Annotated in this window: 18 protein-coding genes; 10 read left to right on the top strand and 8 right to left on the bottom strand. The window is 71.5% G+C overall.

Features of this window, described 5'->3' with window-relative positions; all coding sequences use genetic code 11:
- Nucleotides 1–117: 117 nt before the first annotated feature.
- The 3 genes from OG254_RS06055 to OG254_RS06045 all read left to right on the top strand — a co-directional run bounded on the left by OG254_RS06055 (nucleotide 118) and on the right by OG254_RS06045 (nucleotide 2,660).
- A complete protein-coding gene (locus tag OG254_RS06055; protein ID WP_405577992.1) occupies nucleotides 118–1,116 on the top strand; it encodes a TIGR01777 family oxidoreductase in 999 nt (332 codons plus the stop codon).
- Between the two features lie 30 nt (nucleotides 1,117–1,146).
- Complete coding sequence (locus tag OG254_RS06050; RefSeq protein ID WP_405595665.1) at nucleotides 1,147–1,476, top strand: hypothetical protein; 330 nt, start codon at nucleotides 1,147–1,149, stop codon at nucleotides 1,474–1,476.
- Between the two features lie 143 nt (nucleotides 1,477–1,619).
- Entirely contained in the window at nucleotides 1,620–2,660 is a 1,041-nt protein-coding gene (locus tag OG254_RS06045) for an NUDIX domain-containing protein (RefSeq protein WP_351201529.1), read from the top strand.
- On the opposite strand, the gene OG254_RS06040 is transcribed toward OG254_RS06045, so the two are convergent.
- A complete protein-coding gene (locus OG254_RS06040; protein WP_405577989.1) occupies nucleotides 2,630–3,676 on the bottom strand; it encodes a protein kinase family protein in 1,047 nt (348 codons plus the stop codon). The two genes, OG254_RS06045 and OG254_RS06040, sit on opposite strands and share 31 nt — an antisense overlap.
- Nucleotides 3,677–3,701: 25 nt before the next feature.
- Nucleotides 3,702–5,057 (bottom strand): dipeptidase, encoded by a 1,356-nt coding sequence (locus tag OG254_RS06035; protein WP_405577987.1) that lies wholly within the window; start codon nucleotides 5,055–5,057, stop codon nucleotides 3,702–3,704.
- A 133-nt stretch (nucleotides 5,058–5,190) separates the two neighbouring features.
- Here OG254_RS06035 and OG254_RS06030 point away from each other — a divergent pair, with 133 nt between their 5' ends.
- Nucleotides 5,191–6,429, top strand: coding sequence for a geranylgeranyl reductase family protein (locus tag OG254_RS06030; protein WP_405577985.1), 1,239 nt, complete (start codon nucleotides 5,191–5,193; stop codon nucleotides 6,427–6,429).
- 12 nt (nucleotides 6,430–6,441) lie between these two features.
- On the opposite strand, the gene OG254_RS06025 is transcribed toward OG254_RS06030, so the two are convergent.
- A complete protein-coding gene (locus tag OG254_RS06025; RefSeq protein WP_405577983.1) occupies nucleotides 6,442–6,891 on the bottom strand; it encodes a nitroreductase family deazaflavin-dependent oxidoreductase in 450 nt (149 codons plus the stop codon).
- A 134-nt stretch (nucleotides 6,892–7,025) separates the two neighbouring features.
- On the opposite strand from OG254_RS06025, the gene OG254_RS06020 reads away from it, so the two are divergent.
- From OG254_RS06020 to OG254_RS06010, 3 genes are all read left to right on the top strand, one after another.
- Nucleotides 7,026–7,718, top strand: a complete 693-nt coding sequence (locus OG254_RS06020) for a TetR/AcrR family transcriptional regulator (RefSeq protein WP_405577981.1) — start codon at nucleotides 7,026–7,028, stop codon at nucleotides 7,716–7,718.
- Nucleotides 7,719–7,810: 92 nt separating this feature from the next.
- The gene (locus OG254_RS06015) at nucleotides 7,811–9,055 is read left to right on the top strand and encodes a sensor histidine kinase (protein ID WP_405577979.1); all 1,245 of its coding nucleotides are present in this window, start codon (nucleotides 7,811–7,813) and stop codon (nucleotides 9,053–9,055) included.
- Complete coding sequence (locus OG254_RS06010; protein ID WP_405577977.1) at nucleotides 9,052–9,717, top strand: response regulator; 666 nt, start codon at nucleotides 9,052–9,054, stop codon at nucleotides 9,715–9,717. Before OG254_RS06015 ends, OG254_RS06010 begins: the two co-directional genes overlap by 4 nt.
- Here OG254_RS06010 and OG254_RS06005 read toward each other — a convergent pair.
- Together OG254_RS06005 and OG254_RS06000 are read right to left on the bottom strand one after the other, a co-directional pair.
- Nucleotides 9,678–9,983: a DUF6332 family protein gene (locus OG254_RS06005; protein WP_405577975.1), complete on the bottom strand. Its 306-nt coding sequence runs from the start codon at nucleotides 9,981–9,983 to the stop codon at nucleotides 9,678–9,680. The two genes, OG254_RS06010 and OG254_RS06005, sit on opposite strands and share 40 nt — an antisense overlap.
- Nucleotides 9,984–10,297: 314 nt before the next feature.
- On the bottom strand, nucleotides 10,298–11,785 hold the full coding sequence (locus OG254_RS06000; RefSeq protein ID WP_405577973.1) for an MFS transporter: 1,488 nt from the start codon (nucleotides 11,783–11,785) through the stop codon (nucleotides 10,298–10,300).
- An 85-nt stretch (nucleotides 11,786–11,870) separates the two neighbouring features.
- Here OG254_RS06000 and OG254_RS05995 point away from each other — a divergent pair, with 85 nt between their 5' ends.
- On the top strand, nucleotides 11,871–12,290 hold the full coding sequence (locus tag OG254_RS05995; RefSeq protein WP_405577971.1) for a MarR family winged helix-turn-helix transcriptional regulator: 420 nt from the start codon (nucleotides 11,871–11,873) through the stop codon (nucleotides 12,288–12,290).
- An 18-nt stretch (nucleotides 12,291–12,308) separates the two neighbouring features.
- Here the strand turns inward: OG254_RS05995 and OG254_RS05990 are convergent, their stop codons facing one another.
- Nucleotides 12,309–13,049, bottom strand: coding sequence for a maleylpyruvate isomerase family mycothiol-dependent enzyme (locus tag OG254_RS05990; protein ID WP_405577969.1), 741 nt, complete (start codon nucleotides 13,047–13,049; stop codon nucleotides 12,309–12,311).
- Between the two features lie 135 nt (nucleotides 13,050–13,184).
- On the opposite strand from OG254_RS05990, the gene OG254_RS05985 reads away from it, so the two are divergent.
- Nucleotides 13,185–13,751: a DM13 domain-containing protein gene (locus tag OG254_RS05985; RefSeq protein WP_405577967.1), complete on the top strand. Its 567-nt coding sequence runs from the start codon at nucleotides 13,185–13,187 to the stop codon at nucleotides 13,749–13,751.
- Nucleotides 13,752–13,757: 6 nt separating this feature from the next.
- On the opposite strand, the gene OG254_RS05980 is transcribed toward OG254_RS05985, so the two are convergent.
- Together OG254_RS05980 and OG254_RS05975 are read right to left on the bottom strand one after the other, a co-directional pair.
- On the bottom strand, nucleotides 13,758–14,147 hold the full coding sequence (locus OG254_RS05980) for a VOC family protein (RefSeq protein WP_405577965.1): 390 nt from the start codon (nucleotides 14,145–14,147) through the stop codon (nucleotides 13,758–13,760).
- A gap of 68 nt (nucleotides 14,148–14,215) precedes the next feature.
- Complete coding sequence (locus tag OG254_RS05975) at nucleotides 14,216–15,388, bottom strand: MFS transporter (RefSeq protein WP_405577963.1); 1,173 nt, start codon at nucleotides 15,386–15,388, stop codon at nucleotides 14,216–14,218.
- A 211-nt stretch (nucleotides 15,389–15,599) separates the two neighbouring features.
- On the opposite strand from OG254_RS05975, the gene OG254_RS05970 reads away from it, so the two are divergent.
- Nucleotides 15,600–17,075, top strand: a complete 1,476-nt coding sequence (locus tag OG254_RS05970) for a glutamate-cysteine ligase family protein (protein WP_405577961.1) — start codon at nucleotides 15,600–15,602, stop codon at nucleotides 17,073–17,075.
- Nucleotides 17,076–17,117 lie beyond the last annotated feature (42 nt).

Here is a 17,117-nt window from a genome sequence, read left to right as displayed (position 1 = left end):
GGAGTGTGTTGGAAAGTGGTCTGTACCTGAAGCTGTGTTCCGGCGCATTCCCGCGAGGCATTTTTGAACATGTTCAACAGTCTGCGCTAGGCTCGTTCCATACCCGAGGGGGAGCCGATGAAGATAGTGATTCCCGGAGGAACCGGGCAGGTGGGCGCGATCCTGAACCGTGCGCTGAGCGCGGCCGGCCACGAGGTCGTCGTCCTCACCAGGCGGCCCACGCGAGAGCGCGAGGTCGAGTGGGACGGCAAGAACCTGGGGCCGTGGGCCGAGGAGATCGACGGCAGCGACGTCGTGATCAACCTGGCCGGGCGCAGTGTCAGCTGCCGCTACACCCCGGCGAATTTGCAGGCCATGATGGATTCGCGGGTGCACTCCACCGAGATCGTGGGGGAGGCGATCGCGAACGCCGAGCGGCCTCCCGGGGTCTGGCTCCAGATGAGCACGGCGACCATCTATGCCCACCGCTTCGACGCCCCCAACGACGAGGCGACCGGCGTGATCGGCGGCAGTGAGCCCGAGGTGCCGGACTACTGGTCCTACAGCGTGGACATCGCCAGGGCCTGGGAGCGGGCGCAGGAGGTGGCCGACACTCCGCACACCCGCAAGGTCGCGCTGCGTTCCGCGATGGTGATGAGCCCTGATCGGGGCGGCGTGTTCGACGTCCTGCTACGGCTGGCGAGGCTGGGCCTCGGCGGCCCCGTGGCGGGCGGCGGACAGTACGTCTCCTGGATCCACGAACGGGACTTCGTGCGCGCGGTCGAGTTCCTGGTCGAGCGGGACGATCTCGTCGGGCCGGTGAACCTCGCCGCTCCCGAGCCGCTGCCCCAGCGGGCCTTCATGCGGGCCCTGCGCTCCGCCTGGGGCGTCCCCGTGGGCCTGCCCGCGACCAAGTGGATGGCCGAGCTCGGCGCCTTCGCGCTGCGCTCGGACACCGAGCTCCTGCTGAAGAGCCGGCGGGTCGTCCCCGGCCGGCTGGTCGCCGAGGGGTTCGACTTCGCCTTCGCCCGCTGGCCGGAAGCGGCCGACGATCTCGTACGGCGGCGCCGCGGCGATCGGGAGCGGCCCGGGGCCGAGGCGGCTGCGTTGTCCGGTTCGTCCGGAGGCGGGGCGTGACTCCGGGGCCGTTTCGTAGTTGAACCGGCCATGAAGAAGCGCAGCATGCTCGCCATCGCCTCCCTGGCCACCGGATTCGTCGTCGCGGCGGTCACTCCGTCCCACTCGGTCGAGAACCCCGGCACCTCCGGTACCGGGTCTCCTTCAGCCGGGCTGCCCGGCACCACCGGTGGTCAGATCAAGGCCGCCGGCCTGGACATGACCGGCAAGAAGCTCGGCGGCCTCGGCACCACCGGTACGACCAAGCTCGCCGGGGTCAACGTGGACCAGGCGCTGGACACCTTCGGCAAGGCGATCAACCGCGAGACGGACCGGGCCGTGAACGACGCCCCGCACTCGAAGCCCGGCAAGAAAGGCTGACGAGCCCACCGAGTCGACCGCACGGCGCCGCTGCCCCGCACCGAGGGGCTCCGGCGCCGTTGTCCTGCGCTCTCTACGAGAGCTGGTTTCCGTGGCAGGGTGGAGCGGGCAAGCCACAGGGGGCCAACAGAAGAGGGGGAAACGTGATCGTCTGGATCAACGGCGCTTTCGGTGCGGGGAAGACCACCACCGCACGGGAACTGATCGAGCTGATCCCGAACAGCACGCTCTTCGACCCCGAGGTCATCGGCGGAGCGCTCACCCACCTGCTTCCGCCCAAACACCTCACCGAGGTCGGTGACTTCCAGGATCTGCCGATCTGGCGCCGTCTCGTGATCGACACGGCTGCAGCACTGCACGCCGAGCTCGACGGGACCCTCGTGATCCCCATGACGCTGCTGCGCCAGGAGTACCGCGACGAGATCTTCGGCGGCCTCGCCGCCCGCCGCATCACCGTCCAGCATGTGCTTCTCGCCCCGGCGGAAACGATCCTGCGGGAGCGCATAGCCGGTCGGGAGATACCGCCGGACCTGCCCGACGGCGAAATACGGATCCGACAGTGGTCGTACGACCACATAGAGCCGTATCGCGCCGCACTCGCCTCCTGGCTCACCGCCGACGCCCACCCCGTCGACAACAGCGGACTGACGCCGTACGAGACGGCCGTCCGCATCGCCGAGGCGGTCGGTGACGGTACGGTGCCCGTCTGCGACATCGTGCAGACGCCCGAGCCCACCGCGGAGACCCTCGCCGCGGGCGTCCTCCTCTTCGACGAGCAGGGCCGGGTGCTGCTCGTCGATCCCACGTACAAGGCCGGCTGGGAGTTCCCCGGCGGCGTCGTCGAGCGCGGCGAGGCACCCGCGCGCGCGGGCATGCGTGAGGTCGCCGAGGAGACGGGCATACGGCTGGAGGACGTACCGCGTCTCCTCGTCGTCGACTGGGAGCGGCCCTCACCGCCCGGCTACGGAGGTCTGCGGCTGCTCTTCGACGGCGGTCAGCTCGACTCCGAGGAGGCCGAACGCCTCCTGCTGCCCGGCCCCGAGTTGCGCGACTGGCGCTTCGTCACCGAGGAGGAGGCCGCCGATCTGCTGCCGCCGGTGCGTTATGAGCGGCTGCGGTGGGCTTTGCGGGCGCGGGAACGTGGGGCGGCGCACTACCTGGAGGCGGGCATTCCGGCGCCCTGAAGCTGGTCGTGCGGATACGGGGTCAGCCTGCTCTCGTTCTGGAGCCGCCGGGCGAAGTCCCCCATGACAGCGGCGAGCGGCGCGTTGCGCTCGATGATGTCCGCGGCGGCCCGCGGGATCCCCCGGGCCGGCTCGCCGTCGGCGCAGGCACGCACGAAGGCCTCGCGGCCGTCCCGGTCATGGCCGTACAGGGCGGTCGCGAGCCAGTTCACGTAGTGGAAGGCCGTGTAGACGCGGTCGTAGTCCCGGTGCCGCTCGAAGAAGCCCCGCTCCTGCGCGGTGAGCGGGAAGCGGGCGGAGAGGGCGAGTCCGTAGTCGGCGAGGTAGAGCCGGTGCCCGTCGGTGAGGAAGTTCTGGAAGTGGGCGTCGAAGTGCAGCAGGCGCACCTCGCGCAGGAAGTCGGTGACAGCCGTGAGCTCCTTCTCCACGAAGGCGCACGCGGCGTCGGCGTCGTCCGTCCGCACCCGGGCGTCCAGCCAGTCGTGCAGCGTGTGCGGGACGTATTCAAGGAAGAGCGTCAGGCTCGCGGACGCCGTCCGCAGCTGCTCGAGGCGCTCGCGCACCGGCGGGCCGCCGCCCCAGTAGGCGACGGCCCGCTCCACGTCGGCCAGCTCGCCGTACAAGGGCTGCGGCGGCTGCGGCAGGACCCGCCAGTGGTGGGTCAACGGGAAGCCCGGGAACCGGCCGGAGACGACCCAGTTGGTCGTCATGGTGTGCACCGCGAGCTCGCGCCAGGCACCGAACCCCGGACTGCCGATGCCGTAGTGGAAGTAGGTCGGCAGGCCGAGGAGGTTCGCCGTGGAGCGGACGTTCTCCGGCCGCAGTTCGACGTCGGTGAGCGGGACCCGCTTCACGAACACCCGTCTGCCGTCCACCTCGACCAGCGCCGAACGCCCTCCGATCCCGGTGCCGAGCGCAGTGCCGGCCTCCACGAGGCCCGCGAGCTCGTTGTCGCAGAGCAGCGCGAGCGAGGTGGCGATGTCGGTGTGGGCGGCGAGGCGTTCGGTGCGGGTCATGCACCCATCGTCAGGGCGACGTCCCTCAACTCGCCGCGAAATTGCGCAGGAACAGCGCCTCGGCGACCGACATCCGCTCCAGCTCCTGCGGCGACACGCTCTCGTTCACGGCGTGGATCTGCGCCTCCGGCTCGCTCAGGCCGATCAGGAGGATCTCCGCGTTCGGGTAGAGCGCGGCGAGGGTGTTGCACAGCGGGATCGAGCCGCCCTGGCCGGCGTACTGCATCTCCTGGCCGGGGTAGGCCACCGCCATCGCGTCCGTCATGGCCTGGTACGCCGGGCTGCTCGTGTCGGCGCGGAACGGCTGGCCCTGGCCGACCTGCTCGATGCGCACCCGGGCACCCCACGGCGTGTGGTTCTCCAGGTGGGCCTGGAGCAGCTTGGTCGCGTCGGCCGCGTCCACGCCCGGCGGCACCCGCAGGTTGAGCAGGGCACGCGCGCTCGCCTGCACCGACGGGGTGGCGCCGACGACCGGCGGGCAGTCGATGCCGAGGACCGTGACGGCCGGGCGCGCCCAGATGCGGTCGGCGACCGTGCCGGAGCCGAGCAGCTCGACGCCGTCGAGGACCTTGGCGTCCTTGCGGAACTGCGCCTCCTCGTACTGGAGCCCCTCCCAGGACGACTCGCCGGTCAGCCCGTCCACCGTCGTCGAACCGTCCTCGGCGCGCAGCGAGTCCAGTACGCGGATCAGCGCGCCGAGCGCGTCCGGCGCGGCCCCGCCGAACTGGCCGGAGTGCAGGTTGCCTTCGAGCGTGTCGATCTGCACGCGCACCGAGGTCATGCCCCGCAGGGTGGTCGTGACCGTCGGCAGCCCGACGCGGAAGTTGCCCGCGTCGCCGATCACGATGGTGTCGGCCGCCAGCAGGTCGGGGTGTTCCTCGGCGTACCGCTCCAGACCGCCCGTGCCCATCTCCTCCGAGCCCTCGGCGATCACCTTCACGTGCACCGGTACGCCGCCGTTCGCCTTGAGCGCGCGCAGCGCCAGCAGGTGCATGATCAGGCCGCCCTTGCAGTCGGCGGCGCCGCGCCCGTACCAGCGGCCGTCGCGCTCGGTCAGCTCGAACGGCGGGGTGGTCCAAGCGGCCTCGTCCAGCGGGGGCTGCACGTCGTAGTGGGCGTACAGCAGGACCGTCTTCGCGCCCTCGGGTCCGGGCAGGTGGCCGTACACCGACTGCGTGCCGTCAGGGGTGTCCAGCAGGGCCACGTCCTCGAAGCCCTCCCCGCGCAGCGCGTCGGCGACCCAGCGGGCGGCGCCTTCGCTCTCGCTGCGCGGGAACTGGTCGAAGTCCGCCACCGACTTGAACGCCACCAGCTCGCTGAGTTCCGCCCGTGCCTTCGGCATCAACGAGGCGACGGTCTCGGCGACCGGATTCGACGACATGGGCACGCTCCTTGTGGGTGCGACGTTGTACCTGTGAGTGCTGTGATCCTCCCACAGCAGCCTGCGACGATGCCCGCCGTAGGATGCGGGGGACAGCAGGCGTAGGCGGCTTGATCGGGAGCAGTAGACCATCGTGAGCAGCGAGAACTCTTCGGCGGACGACGTGCGGCAGGTGTGGGACGTCGTCGTGGTGGGCGCGGGACCCGCGGGGGCCTCGGCCGCGTATGCGGCGGCGGTCGCCGGGCGACGCGTGCTGATCCTGGAGAAATCCGAGCTGCCCCGCTACAAGACATGCGGCGGCGGCATCATCGGCCCCTCGCGCGACTCGCTCCCGCCCGGCTTCGAGCTGCCTTTCCGGGACCGGGTGCACGCGGTGACGTTCTCGAACAACGGCCGCTTCACCCGCACCCGCCGCTCCAAGCAGATGCTGTTCGGGCTGATCAACCGGCCCGAGTTCGACCAGCAACTCGTCGAGCACGCACAGAAGGCGGGCGCCGAGCTGCGTACGGGCGTCACCGTCCAGCGCGTCGAGCAGCACGGCTCGGCGGTGCCGGACCGGCGCTCCGTCGCGATCGTCCTGCAGGGCGGCGAGACGCTGCTCGCGCGGGCCGTGGTCGGCGCGGACGGCAGTGCGAGCCGGATAGGGGCCCATGTCGGGGTGAAGCTCGACCAGGTGGATCTCGGTCTGGAGGCGGAGATCCCGGTGCCGGAGACGGTCGCCGAGGACTGGAAGGGGCGGGTCCTCATCGACTGGGGGCCGATTCCCGGCAGTTACGGCTGGGTGTTCCCCAAGGGGGACACGCTCACGGTCGGGGTGATCTCGGCACGCGGCGAAGGGGCCGCCACCAAGCGGTACTTGGAGGAGTTCATCGGGCGGCTCGGCCTCGCCGGCTTCGAACCGAGCATCTCCTCCGGGCACCTGACCCGCTGCCGCGCCGACGACTCGCCGCTGTCGCGCGGGCGTGTGCTGGTGTGCGGTGACGCGGCCGGTCTGCTGGAGCCGTGGACACGCGAGGGCATTTCGTTCGCGCTGCGGTCGGGGCGGCTCGCGGGGGAGTGGGCGGTGCGGATCGCCGAGGCGCACGATGCCGTGGACACCCGGCGCCAGGCCCTGAACTACGCCTTCGCGATCAAGGCGGGCCTCGGCGTCGAGATGAGCGTCGGCAAGCGGCTGCTGACGGTGTTCGAGCGTCGTCCGGGGCTCTTCCACGCGGGGCTGACCGGTGTGCGGCCGGCCTGGAAGGCGTTCATGGACATCACTCGCGGCTCGTCGTCGCTGGGCGAGATGGTCCGCAGCCACCCCATGGCCCAGCGCGCCCTCACCGCCATGGACCGCCGCCAGGCTCCGGCCGCCGACGAAGCGACTTCTTGACGGTTACCCGGGTCACTTCTGGACGCTGAGCCGGAAGACCGGGTGGTCCTGGGCGGCCGCGATGATCTCCTCGTCGGAGGACTTCGCGGTGACGCCCTGGAAGTACTGGTTGACCTCCCAGCCCCACTTCTCCAGGTAGGTCCGCAGGATCGGGAGCTTCTCCGCGTCGGGAAGCTCCACCGCGGAGAACTCCCGGACCTTGCGCCCGACGCGCAGCTCCCCGCCCCCGGCGGCGCGCATGTTGCGCACCCACTGGGAGTGGCCGCGGGCCGAGACGAGGTACTGCGTGGCGTCGTAGGTGTGCGGGTTGACCGGGATGCGCTGCATCCGGCCGCTCTTGCGCCCGCGTACGGACATCTCCGCGGTGCCCGCGATGCTGAGCCCGTGCCGGGCCATCCAGCCGATGACGTTGTTGAGGCGGACGGTCAGCGGGCTGCCCTTGAGGTAGTACGGCGACGACATGGTGACCCCCGGAGAGTGTGTTTGGGAGAGCAGTGCTCTCGCTTGAGAGCAGTGTGCACGAGAGCGTCGATCCAAAGCAAGAGCAGTGCTCTCGATTGTGTGCACTGCTCCGTTTTCATGGGAGACTGCCTCACATGAGCAGCACCGCACAGGGCGCACGTGCCCGCGCCAGGATGGAAGTCACCGCGGCCATCAAGGACGAGGCCCGCAGACAGCTTGCGGCAGAAGGCGCCGCCAAGCTCTCGCTGCGCGCCGTGGCCCGCGAACTCGGCATGGTCTCCTCCGCGCTCTACCGCTACTTCCCCAGCCGGGACGACCTGCTGACCGCTCTCATCATCGACGCCTACGACTCCCTCGGCGAGAGCGCGGAAGTGGCTCACGCCGAGGCCGCGGACGCCGGGCCCGTTCAGCGCTGGACGGCGGTGGCGGAGGCCGTACGCGCGTGGGGGCTGCGGCATCCGCACGAGTACGCCCTGATCTACGGCTCGCCCGTGCCGGGCTACACCGCCCCCGACACCACCGTCCCACCCGCCTCCCGCGTCGGCCTCCTCTTCATCGGCATCGTCCGTGACGCCCACCAAGGCTCCGGCCTCAGTGAGCTGCCGCCTCTTTCCGGCGAACTGCGCCCCGAGGCCGAGCGCATGGCGGCCGACCTGGCCCCCGACCTTCCCCCGGCGACGGTCGTGGCGCTCGCCGGAGCCTGGGCGCAGCTCTTCGGGCTGGTCGGGTTCGAGCTGTTCGGGCAGTTCCACCGGGTCGTGGAGGACCGGGAGCCGTTCTTCCGGCATGCGGTGACCCGGCTCGCGCAGGGCGTGGGCCTGGAGTGAGCCGGCTCGGGGGACGTACTTCGCCGGGAGTAGGCGTGATCACCACGCGCGGGTGACGCCGCCCGGCGGCCATCGCGTCTAGCGTGGCGGGCATGGACGAGCAGCAGGCACGCCCCGGCGGCGGTCCGCCGATGTGGTGGCGGCACGGGCCGCCGTGGTGGAACCGCGGGGAGGACGGCGAGGAGCGCGCCCCTCGCTGGCCCTGGCGCTCGACCCTGCTGATCACGGCCTTCGTGATGGCCGGCTCGACCTTCGCGGCCCAGGGCCAGCAGGACCGGGAGGATCTCGACCCCTTCGCCCGCGTCCTGCTGTTCGTGGCCGCTGGGCTGCTGCTGTGGCGCAAGCGCTACCCGGTGGCCGTCGCGTTCGGCACGGCCGCGGCCGCCATGCTCTACCTCGGTGCCGGCTACCCCTACGGACCGGTTTTCCTGGCTGTCGCCGTGGCCTGCTTCAACGCCATCATCACCGGCCATCGCAAGGCCGCCTGGGCGGCGGTCGGAGTGCTCTGGGTCGGCCACGTCCTGGTCGCCCACTGGCTGTATCAGTGGCTGCCGCCATCCGGTGACTCGGCCGCCCCCTGGGGACAGGAAGGCGTGATCGCCGCCTGGGTCGCGGCGATCGTGGCGGTGTCGGAGCTGGCCAGGACGCGTCGCGAACAGTGGGTGAAGGAACGGGCCGAGCGGGCGCAGGCGGCCCGGCGGCGTGCCGACGAGGAGCGGCTGCGGATCGCCCGCGAGCTGCACGACGTCCTCGCGCACAGCATCTCCGTGATCAACGTCCAGGCGGGCGTCGGCCTCGCGCTGCTCGACACCGACCCCGAGCAGGCGCGCACGGCACTCACCACCATCAAGGCTCAGAGCAAGGAGGCGCTCGGCGAGGTACGCCAGGTCCTCGACACCCTGCGCACCCCCGGCGACGCCCCCCGCGCACCGGCCCCCGGCCTCGACCGGCTGCCCGAACTGGTGGAGCAGGCGGCGAGCGCGGGCCTCACCGTCGAGGTCGAGGGCGAGCCGCCCCGCCTGGCACCCGGCACGGACCTCGCCGCCTTCCGGATCGTCCAGGAGGCCCTCACCAACGTCGTACGCCACTCGGAATCGCGGCACGCGCGCGTGCACCTCGATCACGACGACGGGACGACACTACGGTTGCGTATCGACGACGACGGTCCGGCGACCGGCACCGACGCGGGCGGCAGCGGCAACGGATTGGCCGGAATGCGGGAGCGGGCGGCCGCGCTCGGTGGCACGATCGAGGCGGGCCCGCGCGGCGACGGCGGCTTCCGGGTGCTTGCCGCACTGCCGTTGAAGGCATCCGCCGAGACCAAGGAGAACCGGTGATCCGCGTACTGCTCGCCGACGACCAGTCACTGGTGCGGGCCGGCTTCCGGGCGCTGCTCGACGCACAGCCCGACATCGAGGTGGCCGGCGAGGCGGCCGACGGCGAGCAGGCGCTGCGCAAGGTGCGCGAACTGCGGCCCGACGTCGTCCTGATGGACATCCGCATGCCGCTCCTCGACGGACTCGCCGCGACCCGCCGGATCACCGACGACGATGCCCTGACGGGCGTGAAGGTGGTCATGCTGACCACCTTCGAACTCGACGAGTACGTCTTCGAGGCCATCCGCTCGGGAGCCTCCGGCTTCCTGGTCAAGGACACCGAACCGGACGAACTCCTGCGTGCCGTAAGGGCCGTGGTCGAGGGTGACGCGCTGCTGTCGCCCGGGGTGACCCGGCGGCTGATCGCCGAGTTCGCCGCCCGTTCCAAGGAGCCCGCGGCGGGCGACGCCCTCGCCGAACTCACCGAGCGCGAGCGGGAGGTGATGGCGCTGGTCGGCATCGGCCTGTCCAACGAGGAGATCGCCCGCCGCCTGGTGGTCAGCCCGCTCACTGCGAAGACCCACGTCAGCCGCACGATGGTGAAGCTCGGCGCCCGCGACCGGGCCCAACTCGTGGTGCTGGCCTACGAGTCGGGATTGGTGCGGCCCGGCTGGTTGGGCTGAGCCGTCTCGTCCGCGCCGGCCTCGCGCCGCTGGAAGCGGACCAGCACGGCGGCGACCCGGGCGACGAACAGCACGGCGGCCGCGCTCGCGCCCGCTGACACGAGTGTGCCGCGCACCCCGGCCGACAGATCGAACGCGTACGCCGGTCCCACCACGGCCCCGAACACCAGGGCCGCGGCGAAGGCCGCACTGAACAGCGCGTATCCGATCTCGACGGTGATCGCGTCCCGCTCGGCCTGACTGCGCCGTCCCCCATACATGCTCATACAGGGAGTTTCACAGGCGTGTGCCCGGCGGAGCAAGACGGCTCCGCCGGGCACGCGGTGGGGAGGCCGCCCCCTAGGGCCTGTCCGGCGGATCAGGCCGGCGTCGCGGGGCCTGGCACGCCCTTCCCCAGAGGGGGGACCCCCAGCGGCGTTGTCGTCGGTTGCCGACTCCCCTACTCTCGGCTCCGCTCGAGCGGGGGGACCCCCATCGCGTCGACGCCCTCCTCCGCCTTGCAGCTGGACGCACCAGGCCCCGCTCACCTGCGTTGACGAGACACCGTTCCTTGCAGCCGGCCTGATCCGCCGGACAGGCCCTAGTCGCGCACGGCGACGCGCTCGGCCTCCAGGGTGGTGGACTTGGCGACCACGACGCTCCGCTGCTCGCGACGCGAGCGCAGGCCGGTCAGGGCGATCAGCAGCCCCGCGACCGCGATGACGGTGATCACGACCAGGGCGGGCAGATAGCTGTCCAGCACGGCCTGCGGGGACGCGGGCTCCTCGGGCGCGTTCGCGGTCAGGACCGCCGTCACGACCGCCAGGAACAGCGCGCCGCCCACCTGCACCGAGGTGTTCAGCAGGCCCGAGACCATGCCCTGCTCGTGCTCGTCGACGCCGTTGGTGGCCTGGACGTTGAGCGAGGGGAAGGTCAGCGCGAAGGCCGAGCCGACCAGCAGCATGGTGGGGAGGATCACCACCGCGTAGACCGGGTCGAGGTCGATGCGCAGGAACAGGATGTAGCCCGCGACCATCAGCGCGAAGCCGATCGCGATCAGCCGGGGCGTGCCGAACCGGTCGATGACGGCACCGACCTTCGTCGCCGACAGTGCCACGAGCGCCCCCGCCGGCAGGAAGGCCAGCGCGGTGTGCAGCGCCGACCAGCCGAGCAACTGCTGCATGTACAGCGTGACCAGGAACTGGAAGCCGATATAGCTGCCGACGAACGTCAACGCGCCCAGCTGCGCCCGCACCTGCGCTCCGGAGCGCAGCACACCCAGCCGGATCAGCGGGCTCGGGCTGCGCCGCTCGACGAGGACGAAGGCCGTGAGCATGACGGCGACGGCGATGAAGGACAGGACCGTGCGGGCCGAGCCCCAGCCCGCCTCGGGCGCCTCGACGACGGTGAACACGAGCAGCAGCATGGAGGCGGTGCCGAGGATGGCGCCGGGGATGTCGTAGCCGCCGTCCGCCTTCTCGCGCTCGCTGCGCGGCAGCAGCTTCAGGCCGACGGCCAGGGCGATCAACGCGATCGGGGCGGGCAGCAGCATGGTCAGGCGCCAACTCGCCTCGGTGAGCAGGCCGGAGAAGACGAGCCCCATCGAGTAGCCGGTGGCGCCGCAGGTGGTGTAGATCGCGAGTGCACGGTTGCGTACGGGGCCCTCGGCGAACGTCGTGGTGATGATGGACAGGCCGGCCGGTGCCGTGAAGGCCGCGGCCAGGCCCTTGATGAAGCGGCTGGCGATGAGCAGCGGGCCCGAGTCGACGAGTCCGCCGAGCAGCGAGGCGAGCGCGAACACGGCCAGGGCCACCAGGAACACCTGGCGCCGGCCCAGCAGGTCGGCGGTGCGTCCGCCGAGGAGGAGCAGGCCGCCGTAGCCCAGGATGTAGCCGCTGACGATCCATTGCAGGGTTGAGGTGGACAGGCCCAGGTCGGCGCCGATGGACGGCAGGGCGACACCCACCATCGACACGTCCAGCGCGTCCAGGAACATCGCGGCGCACAGCACCAGCAGGGTGCCCCACAGTCGCGGGGTCCAGCGAACCGCCGAGGCCGCGGTCGCGGGGGAGTTGAGCGGAGAGGTCATGCCGAGGACACTACATGCGCATGCATGAGATGCAAGTGCATTTAATGTGGATGCAATGATCCCCGAATTCTGTTACGGTGCGCCCATGGCGGCGAAGAAGGCCGAGCAGGCGCTCGTGGACCAGTGGCGGGACATCCTGGCGCTGCACGCGCGCACCCAGTGCGAACTCGACCGGGAACTGCACCAACACGGCCTGTGCGCCAGTGACTTCGAGGTCCTGGACGTCCTGGCCGACGGCCCGGCGCGAGGCGGCTCGGACGGCGGTTCGTCGTACCGCGTGCAGGAGATCTCCGAGCGGGTGCACCTCAGCCAGAGCGCGCTGTCCCGGCTGATCGCCCGGCTGGAGAAGGACGGCCTCGTCGAGCGTTGCATGTGCCCGGAGGACCGGCGGGGCGTACGCGTGGCCCTCACGGCGAAGGGCCGCACGCTGCACGGCGAGGTGCTGCCGGTGCAGCGCGCGGTGCTGACGAGGATGCTGGCGGTCGCGCGGACGCCGCTCAACTGACGGGCGTGCGGGCCGGGTTCAGCTCCAGGTGATAGCCGAGTTCGCCCGCCACAGCTCGGCGATCGAGGCGTCGCCGGTCACGTGCGGGAAGGGCAGCCGGTTCCAGAGCGACAGATACAGGCGGTCGGCCGGCCCGGAGATCTCGCAGTCCGCGCGAGCGCTCTCGCCCCGCTCGGTCGCGGGCGGCTCCTGCGACAGCCGTACGGTCCACACGGCGTCGTCCGTGTCCGTCGCCCGCACCCGCAGCACCCGCGGTTCGGCGCTGCGGACGCGGCTCCTGGACCTTGCGTGGAAGCCGCGCAGCAACTCGTCGACGCCGTCCGCCGCGAAGCCGGGGTCGATCTCGTCCGGCGTGCCTGCGCGGGCGGTTTGCGCGTCGAAGCGGTGCACGGTCGTCTCGTGCGCCTGCCTGCGTGCCCAGAACTCCAGCGGCGACGGGGCGGGCAGGAAGTGCCAGCACTGCAGGTCGGCCGGAGCGCCCGCGAGCGTGTCGACCAGGTGGCGGTGGCCCTCCCGGAACCAGGCGAACAGCTCCGCCCCGTCGAGGTCGGGCAGGCCGCCGTCCGGTTGGTAGGAGGTGTGTCCCTCGGCCACGAACGCCGCCGCCCAGCGATGCACCATCCCCGTGTGCCGCACCAGGTCCCGCACCTGCCACTGCGGACAGGTCGGCACCTTGGCCTCGGCCCCGGCCTCCTCGGCGGCCGCGGCCAGCAGCAGTCCTTCACGGTCCAGGGTTCGAACGAAGTCGGCTGTCTCCATGGGGGTGAGTGTGCCGGATCGAGCGCGGTCACGGCGCGACGTAAGGGTTTCGTCATCACGCTCGGTGTACACGGCCCGGCCCGTGTCGCGTTGGATGGTGTGGCGACGGGACAACTCTCAGGAGGCGGGACGGGTATGAGGCGCGTACGGCAGGTGTTCAGCGGGCCGCTGGGCATCGGAGTGCTGGTGCTGGTGGTCGTCGCGGGCGGCTTCGGGCTGTACTGGTTCCAGCCGTGGAAGCTGTGGCAGGACAAGACCGTGGAGGAGGCCCTGCCCGGCACGGTGCGGACGTCCGTCCCGCCCGCCAAGGCATCCCCCTCGGCCGGCGCGACCCCTCCCGCGCCCGGACCGGTGACACTGGCCGGCGGTGAGCTGATCAGCCATGAGCACGCGACGTCGGGCACGGTGAAACTCGTCCGGCTGGCCGACGGCTCCCACGTCGTACGCTTGGAGAACCTCGACACCAGCAACGGGCCGGACCTGCGGGTGTGGCTGACGGACGCTCCGGTGAAGGAGGGAGTGGGCGGCTGGCGCGTCTTCGACGACGGCGCGTATGTCAGCCTCGGCAGCCTGAAGGGCAACAAGGGCAGCCAGAACTATGTCGTGCCGCAGGACGCCGACCTGTCGCGCTACAGCAGCGTCAGCATCTGGTGCGACCGGTTCGACGTGTCCTTCGGGGCGGCGGAACTCGCCAAGGTCTGAGGGTGCTCAGGCCGAAGTGGGGAACAGACAGAACTCGTTGCCCTCGGGGTCGGCCAGGACCCAGTGGTCCTCGTGCCGGGTTCGGACGGTTGCGCCGAGTGCGGTGAGCCGGCCCAGCTCGGTCTCGGCGTGCCGCGAGACCAGGTCCAGGTGCAGGCGGTTCTTGCCGCGCTTGGGCTCCGGGACGAGCTGACACCACAGGCGAGGGCCGCCGTCGGCGGGTTCCACGAGCACGGTGGGGTCGTCCTCCGGACCGGCGATCCCACGAGCTCGCAGTCGGGCGAGCTCGGCGTCGTCGTACGGGGCGACGGCGTAACCGTCGAGGGCGGCGGCCCAGAAACGAGCGGTGGCGGCCGGACGGGCACAGTCGATGACGATGTCGTGGAGTCGCGCCATCCGGCCATCATCCGCGGCGAGGGCGGGACGGACAATGCGCCGCCCCGCGGGCGGCGTGCCCGCCAGGGTCAGTTCGGCGTCGCCCGCCGTGTCGCGACCCCGATGAGCGTGGCGATCGCCGCCAGTACGGCGACGCTGGTCAGGGCCACCGGCAGGGACAGCCAGTCCGCCATGAAGCCGATGGCGGGCGGGCCGAGGAGCATGCCGCCGTATCCGAAGGTGGACGCCATGGCGACACCGCCCGGGCCCGCGAGGGTGCCCGCGCGTTCGACGGCCACCGGGAACAGGTTGGCCAGGCCGAGTCCCGTCACCGCGAAGCCGAGCAGCGCCGCCCACAGGGAGGGCGCGAGCGAGCCGAGCAGCATCCCGGCCGCCGCGGTGGCGCCGCCCGCGACGACGGTACGGCCGTGACCGAGCCGTTCGAGGAGGGCCGTACCGCTGAGCCGGCCGATGGTCATGGCCAGCGCGAAACAGGAGTAGCCGACGGCGGCGACGCCGGGCGAGGCGTCGAGGTCCTGTTCCAGGTGCAGGGCGCCCCAGTCGGCCATGGCACCCTCGCCGTAGGCCGTGCACAGGGCGATCAGGCCGAAGACGAACACCAGGCCACGGGTTCTGCCGTGCAGGCGGCGCGGGCTCCGGTCGCCCTCGCGCGTGGGGTCGGCGGCCGGGGTCGGTGGCTCATGGCGCAGCAGCGTGCGGCCCGCCACCGCCGTGACCAGCAGCCCGATGACGGCGAGGCCCAGCAGATGCCGGGTGGGGGAGAGGGACGCGGCGACCAGTGCGCCGAGGCCCGCGCCGACCATGCCGCCCAGGCTGAAGGCCGCGTGGAAGCTGGGCATGATGGGCCGGCGCAGTGCGGTGACCAGGACCACGGCCGCGCTGTTGAAGGCGACGTTGATGCCGCCGTAGGCCGCGCCGAAGATCAGCAGGACGGCGCCGAGGGCCAGGACCGAGTGCGTCAGCGGGGGCAGGGCCACGCTGAGCGAGAGCAGGACCGCGCAGACCACGGTGACCTGATGGCTGCCGTAGCGGCGGCAGAGGCGGCCGGTCAGCGTCATGGTGAGGACGGCGCCGGCGGAGACGCCGAGCAGGGCCAGGCCCAGGTCGCTCGCGGAGGCGCCGGTCTGCTGCTTGATGGCGGGGATACGGACGACCCAGCCGGCGAAGAGGAAGCCGTCCAGGGCGAAGAAGGCGGTGAGGGCCATACGCAGACGGGTGAGATCGCTGCTGGTGCCCGGCACGACGTTGTGGATCCGGGTTTTGTTTATTGGCGGCACAAAGTCAGGCTAGGCGGGTGCGGGGCGAACGACAAGGGGACCTTCGGCGGCGGGCCGGTGCGCCGCCCGCTCGCCCGGTGGCCGGGAACGCCTCCGTCCCCTGACTGTCCCGGTGCCGTCCGAAGTGCCACTCTTGGGACAAGAGGTATCCGCCGAGGGAACTCGGGAGGGCACGATGGGACGTGACGTGCCGGCCCTGGTGTTCACGCGGGAGGATCGCCGCCGGTACCGGCAGAAGATGCACACCTGCCTCGACGTGCTGGCGCAGATGCTGCGCGAGTCGACCTTCGAGAGCGAGCGGCCCAAGGTCGGGCTGGAGATCGAGCTCAATCTCGTGGACGACGACGGGCGGCCCGCGATGCGCAACACCGACGTCCTGCGGGCCATCGCCGATCCCGCCTGGTCGAGCGAGCTGGGCCGTTTCAACCTGGAGATCAACATCCCGCCGCGTGAGCTGACGACGGGCGGCCCCGGGGCGTGGGAGCTGGCCATCCGCGACGCGCTCAACCACGCCGAGGAGCGCGCCTCCGCCGTGGGGGCGCACCTGATCATGATCGGCATCCTGCCGACGCTGGGGGAGACCGACGTCGGCGAGTCCGCCCTGTCCGGCGACCCCCGCTACCGGCTGCTCAACGAGCAGATCTTCGCGGCGCGGGGCGAGGACCTGCGGATCACGGTGGACGGCGTGGAGCGCCTGTCGACGTACGCCGACACCATCACCCCGGAGGCGGCCTGCACCAGCACCCAGTACCACCTCCAGGTCTCGCCGCGGGAGTTCGCCGACTACTGGAACGCGGCCCAGGCGGTCGCCGGCGTACAGATCGCCCTCGCGGCGAACTCGCCGTACCTGTTCGGCAAGGAGCTGTGGCGCGAGACCCGCATCCCCCTCTTCGAGCAGGCCACGGACACCCGTCCGGTGGAGATCAAGGCCCAGGGCGTACGGCCCCGGGTGTGGTTCGGGGAGCGCTGGATCACCAGCGTCTTCGACCTCTTCGAGGAGAACGTGCGCTACTTCCCGGCCTTGTTGCCGCTGTGCGACGACGAGGACCCGCAGGAGGCGCACGACCGCGGGAGCGCACCGCAGCTGGGCGAACTGACCCTGCACAACGGCACGATCTACCGCTGGAACCGCCCCGTCTACGCCGTCACCGACAGCGGACCCCATCTGCGCATCGAGAACCGGGTCCTGCCCGCCGGCCCCACCGTGGCCGACACCATCGCCAACGGCGCCTTCTACTACGGCCTCACCCGCGCCCTGGTCGACGACGACCGGCCGGTCTGGACGCGGATGTCCTTCTCGGTCGCCGAGGAGAACCTCCACACGGCCGCCCGCGACGGGATCGACGCCCGCATGTACTGGCCCGGCATGGGCGAAGTCCCGGTCACGGAACTGGTGTTGCGGCGCCTGCTGCCCCAGGCCCACCGGGGCCTGGAACTGGCCGGCATGGACGCGGCCTGGCGCGAGCCCCTGCTCGGCATCATCGAGCAGCGCTGCGTCTCCGCCCGCAACGGCGCCCTGTGGCAGGCGGAGGCGGTCCACCACCTGGAGAAGGCCGGCGCCGACCGGGGCGAGGCACTGCGGCGGATGACCCGGACGTACATGGAGTACATGCATCTGAACGCCGCTGCGCACACTTGGCCGGTGGACTGATCGGAGCCGGAGCCGGAGCCGGGGCCGCGCCGGAGGCGTGGT

Source organism: Streptomyces sp. NBC_01092 (assembly GCF_045039535.1).
GTDB lineage: Bacteria > Actinomycetota > Actinomycetes > Streptomycetales > Streptomycetaceae > Streptomyces.
This window is presented reverse-complemented; position numbering and strand designations above follow the sequence as displayed.

Coding starts and splice junctions, on each gene's coding strand:
- OG254_RS06055 (WP_405577992.1), top strand. CDS start 118: ATGAAGATAGTGATTCCCGGAGGAACCGGGCAGGTGGGCGCGATCCTG.
- OG254_RS06050 (WP_405595665.1), top strand. CDS start 1,147: ATGAAGAAGCGCAGCATGCTCGCCATCGCCTCCCTGGCCACCGGATTC.
- OG254_RS06040 (WP_405577989.1), bottom strand. CDS start 3,676: ATGACCCGCACCGAACGCCTCGCCGCCCACACCGACATCGCCACCTCG.
- OG254_RS06035 (WP_405577987.1), bottom strand. CDS start 5,057: ATGTCGTCGAATCCGGTCGCCGAGACCGTCGCCTCGTTGATGCCGAAG.
- OG254_RS06025 (WP_405577983.1), bottom strand. CDS start 6,891: ATGTCGTCGCCGTACTACCTCAAGGGCAGCCCGCTGACCGTCCGCCTC.
- OG254_RS06020 (WP_405577981.1), top strand. CDS start 7,026: ATGAGCAGCACCGCACAGGGCGCACGTGCCCGCGCCAGGATGGAAGTC.
- OG254_RS06015 (WP_405577979.1), top strand. CDS start 7,811: ATGGACGAGCAGCAGGCACGCCCCGGCGGCGGTCCGCCGATGTGGTGG.
- OG254_RS06005 (WP_405577975.1), bottom strand. CDS start 9,983: ATGAGCATGTATGGGGGACGGCGCAGTCAGGCCGAGCGGGACGCGATC.
- OG254_RS06000 (WP_405577973.1), bottom strand. CDS start 11,785: ATGACCTCTCCGCTCAACTCCCCCGCGACCGCGGCCTCGGCGGTTCGC.
- OG254_RS05995 (WP_405577971.1), top strand. CDS start 11,871: ATGGCGGCGAAGAAGGCCGAGCAGGCGCTCGTGGACCAGTGGCGGGAC.
- OG254_RS05990 (WP_405577969.1), bottom strand. CDS start 13,049: ATGGAGACAGCCGACTTCGTTCGAACCCTGGACCGTGAAGGACTGCTG.
- OG254_RS05985 (WP_405577967.1), top strand. CDS start 13,185: ATGAGGCGCGTACGGCAGGTGTTCAGCGGGCCGCTGGGCATCGGAGTG.
- OG254_RS05980 (WP_405577965.1), bottom strand. CDS start 14,147: ATGGCGCGACTCCACGACATCGTCATCGACTGTGCCCGTCCGGCCGCC.
- OG254_RS05970 (WP_405577961.1), top strand. CDS start 15,600: ATGGGACGTGACGTGCCGGCCCTGGTGTTCACGCGGGAGGATCGCCGC.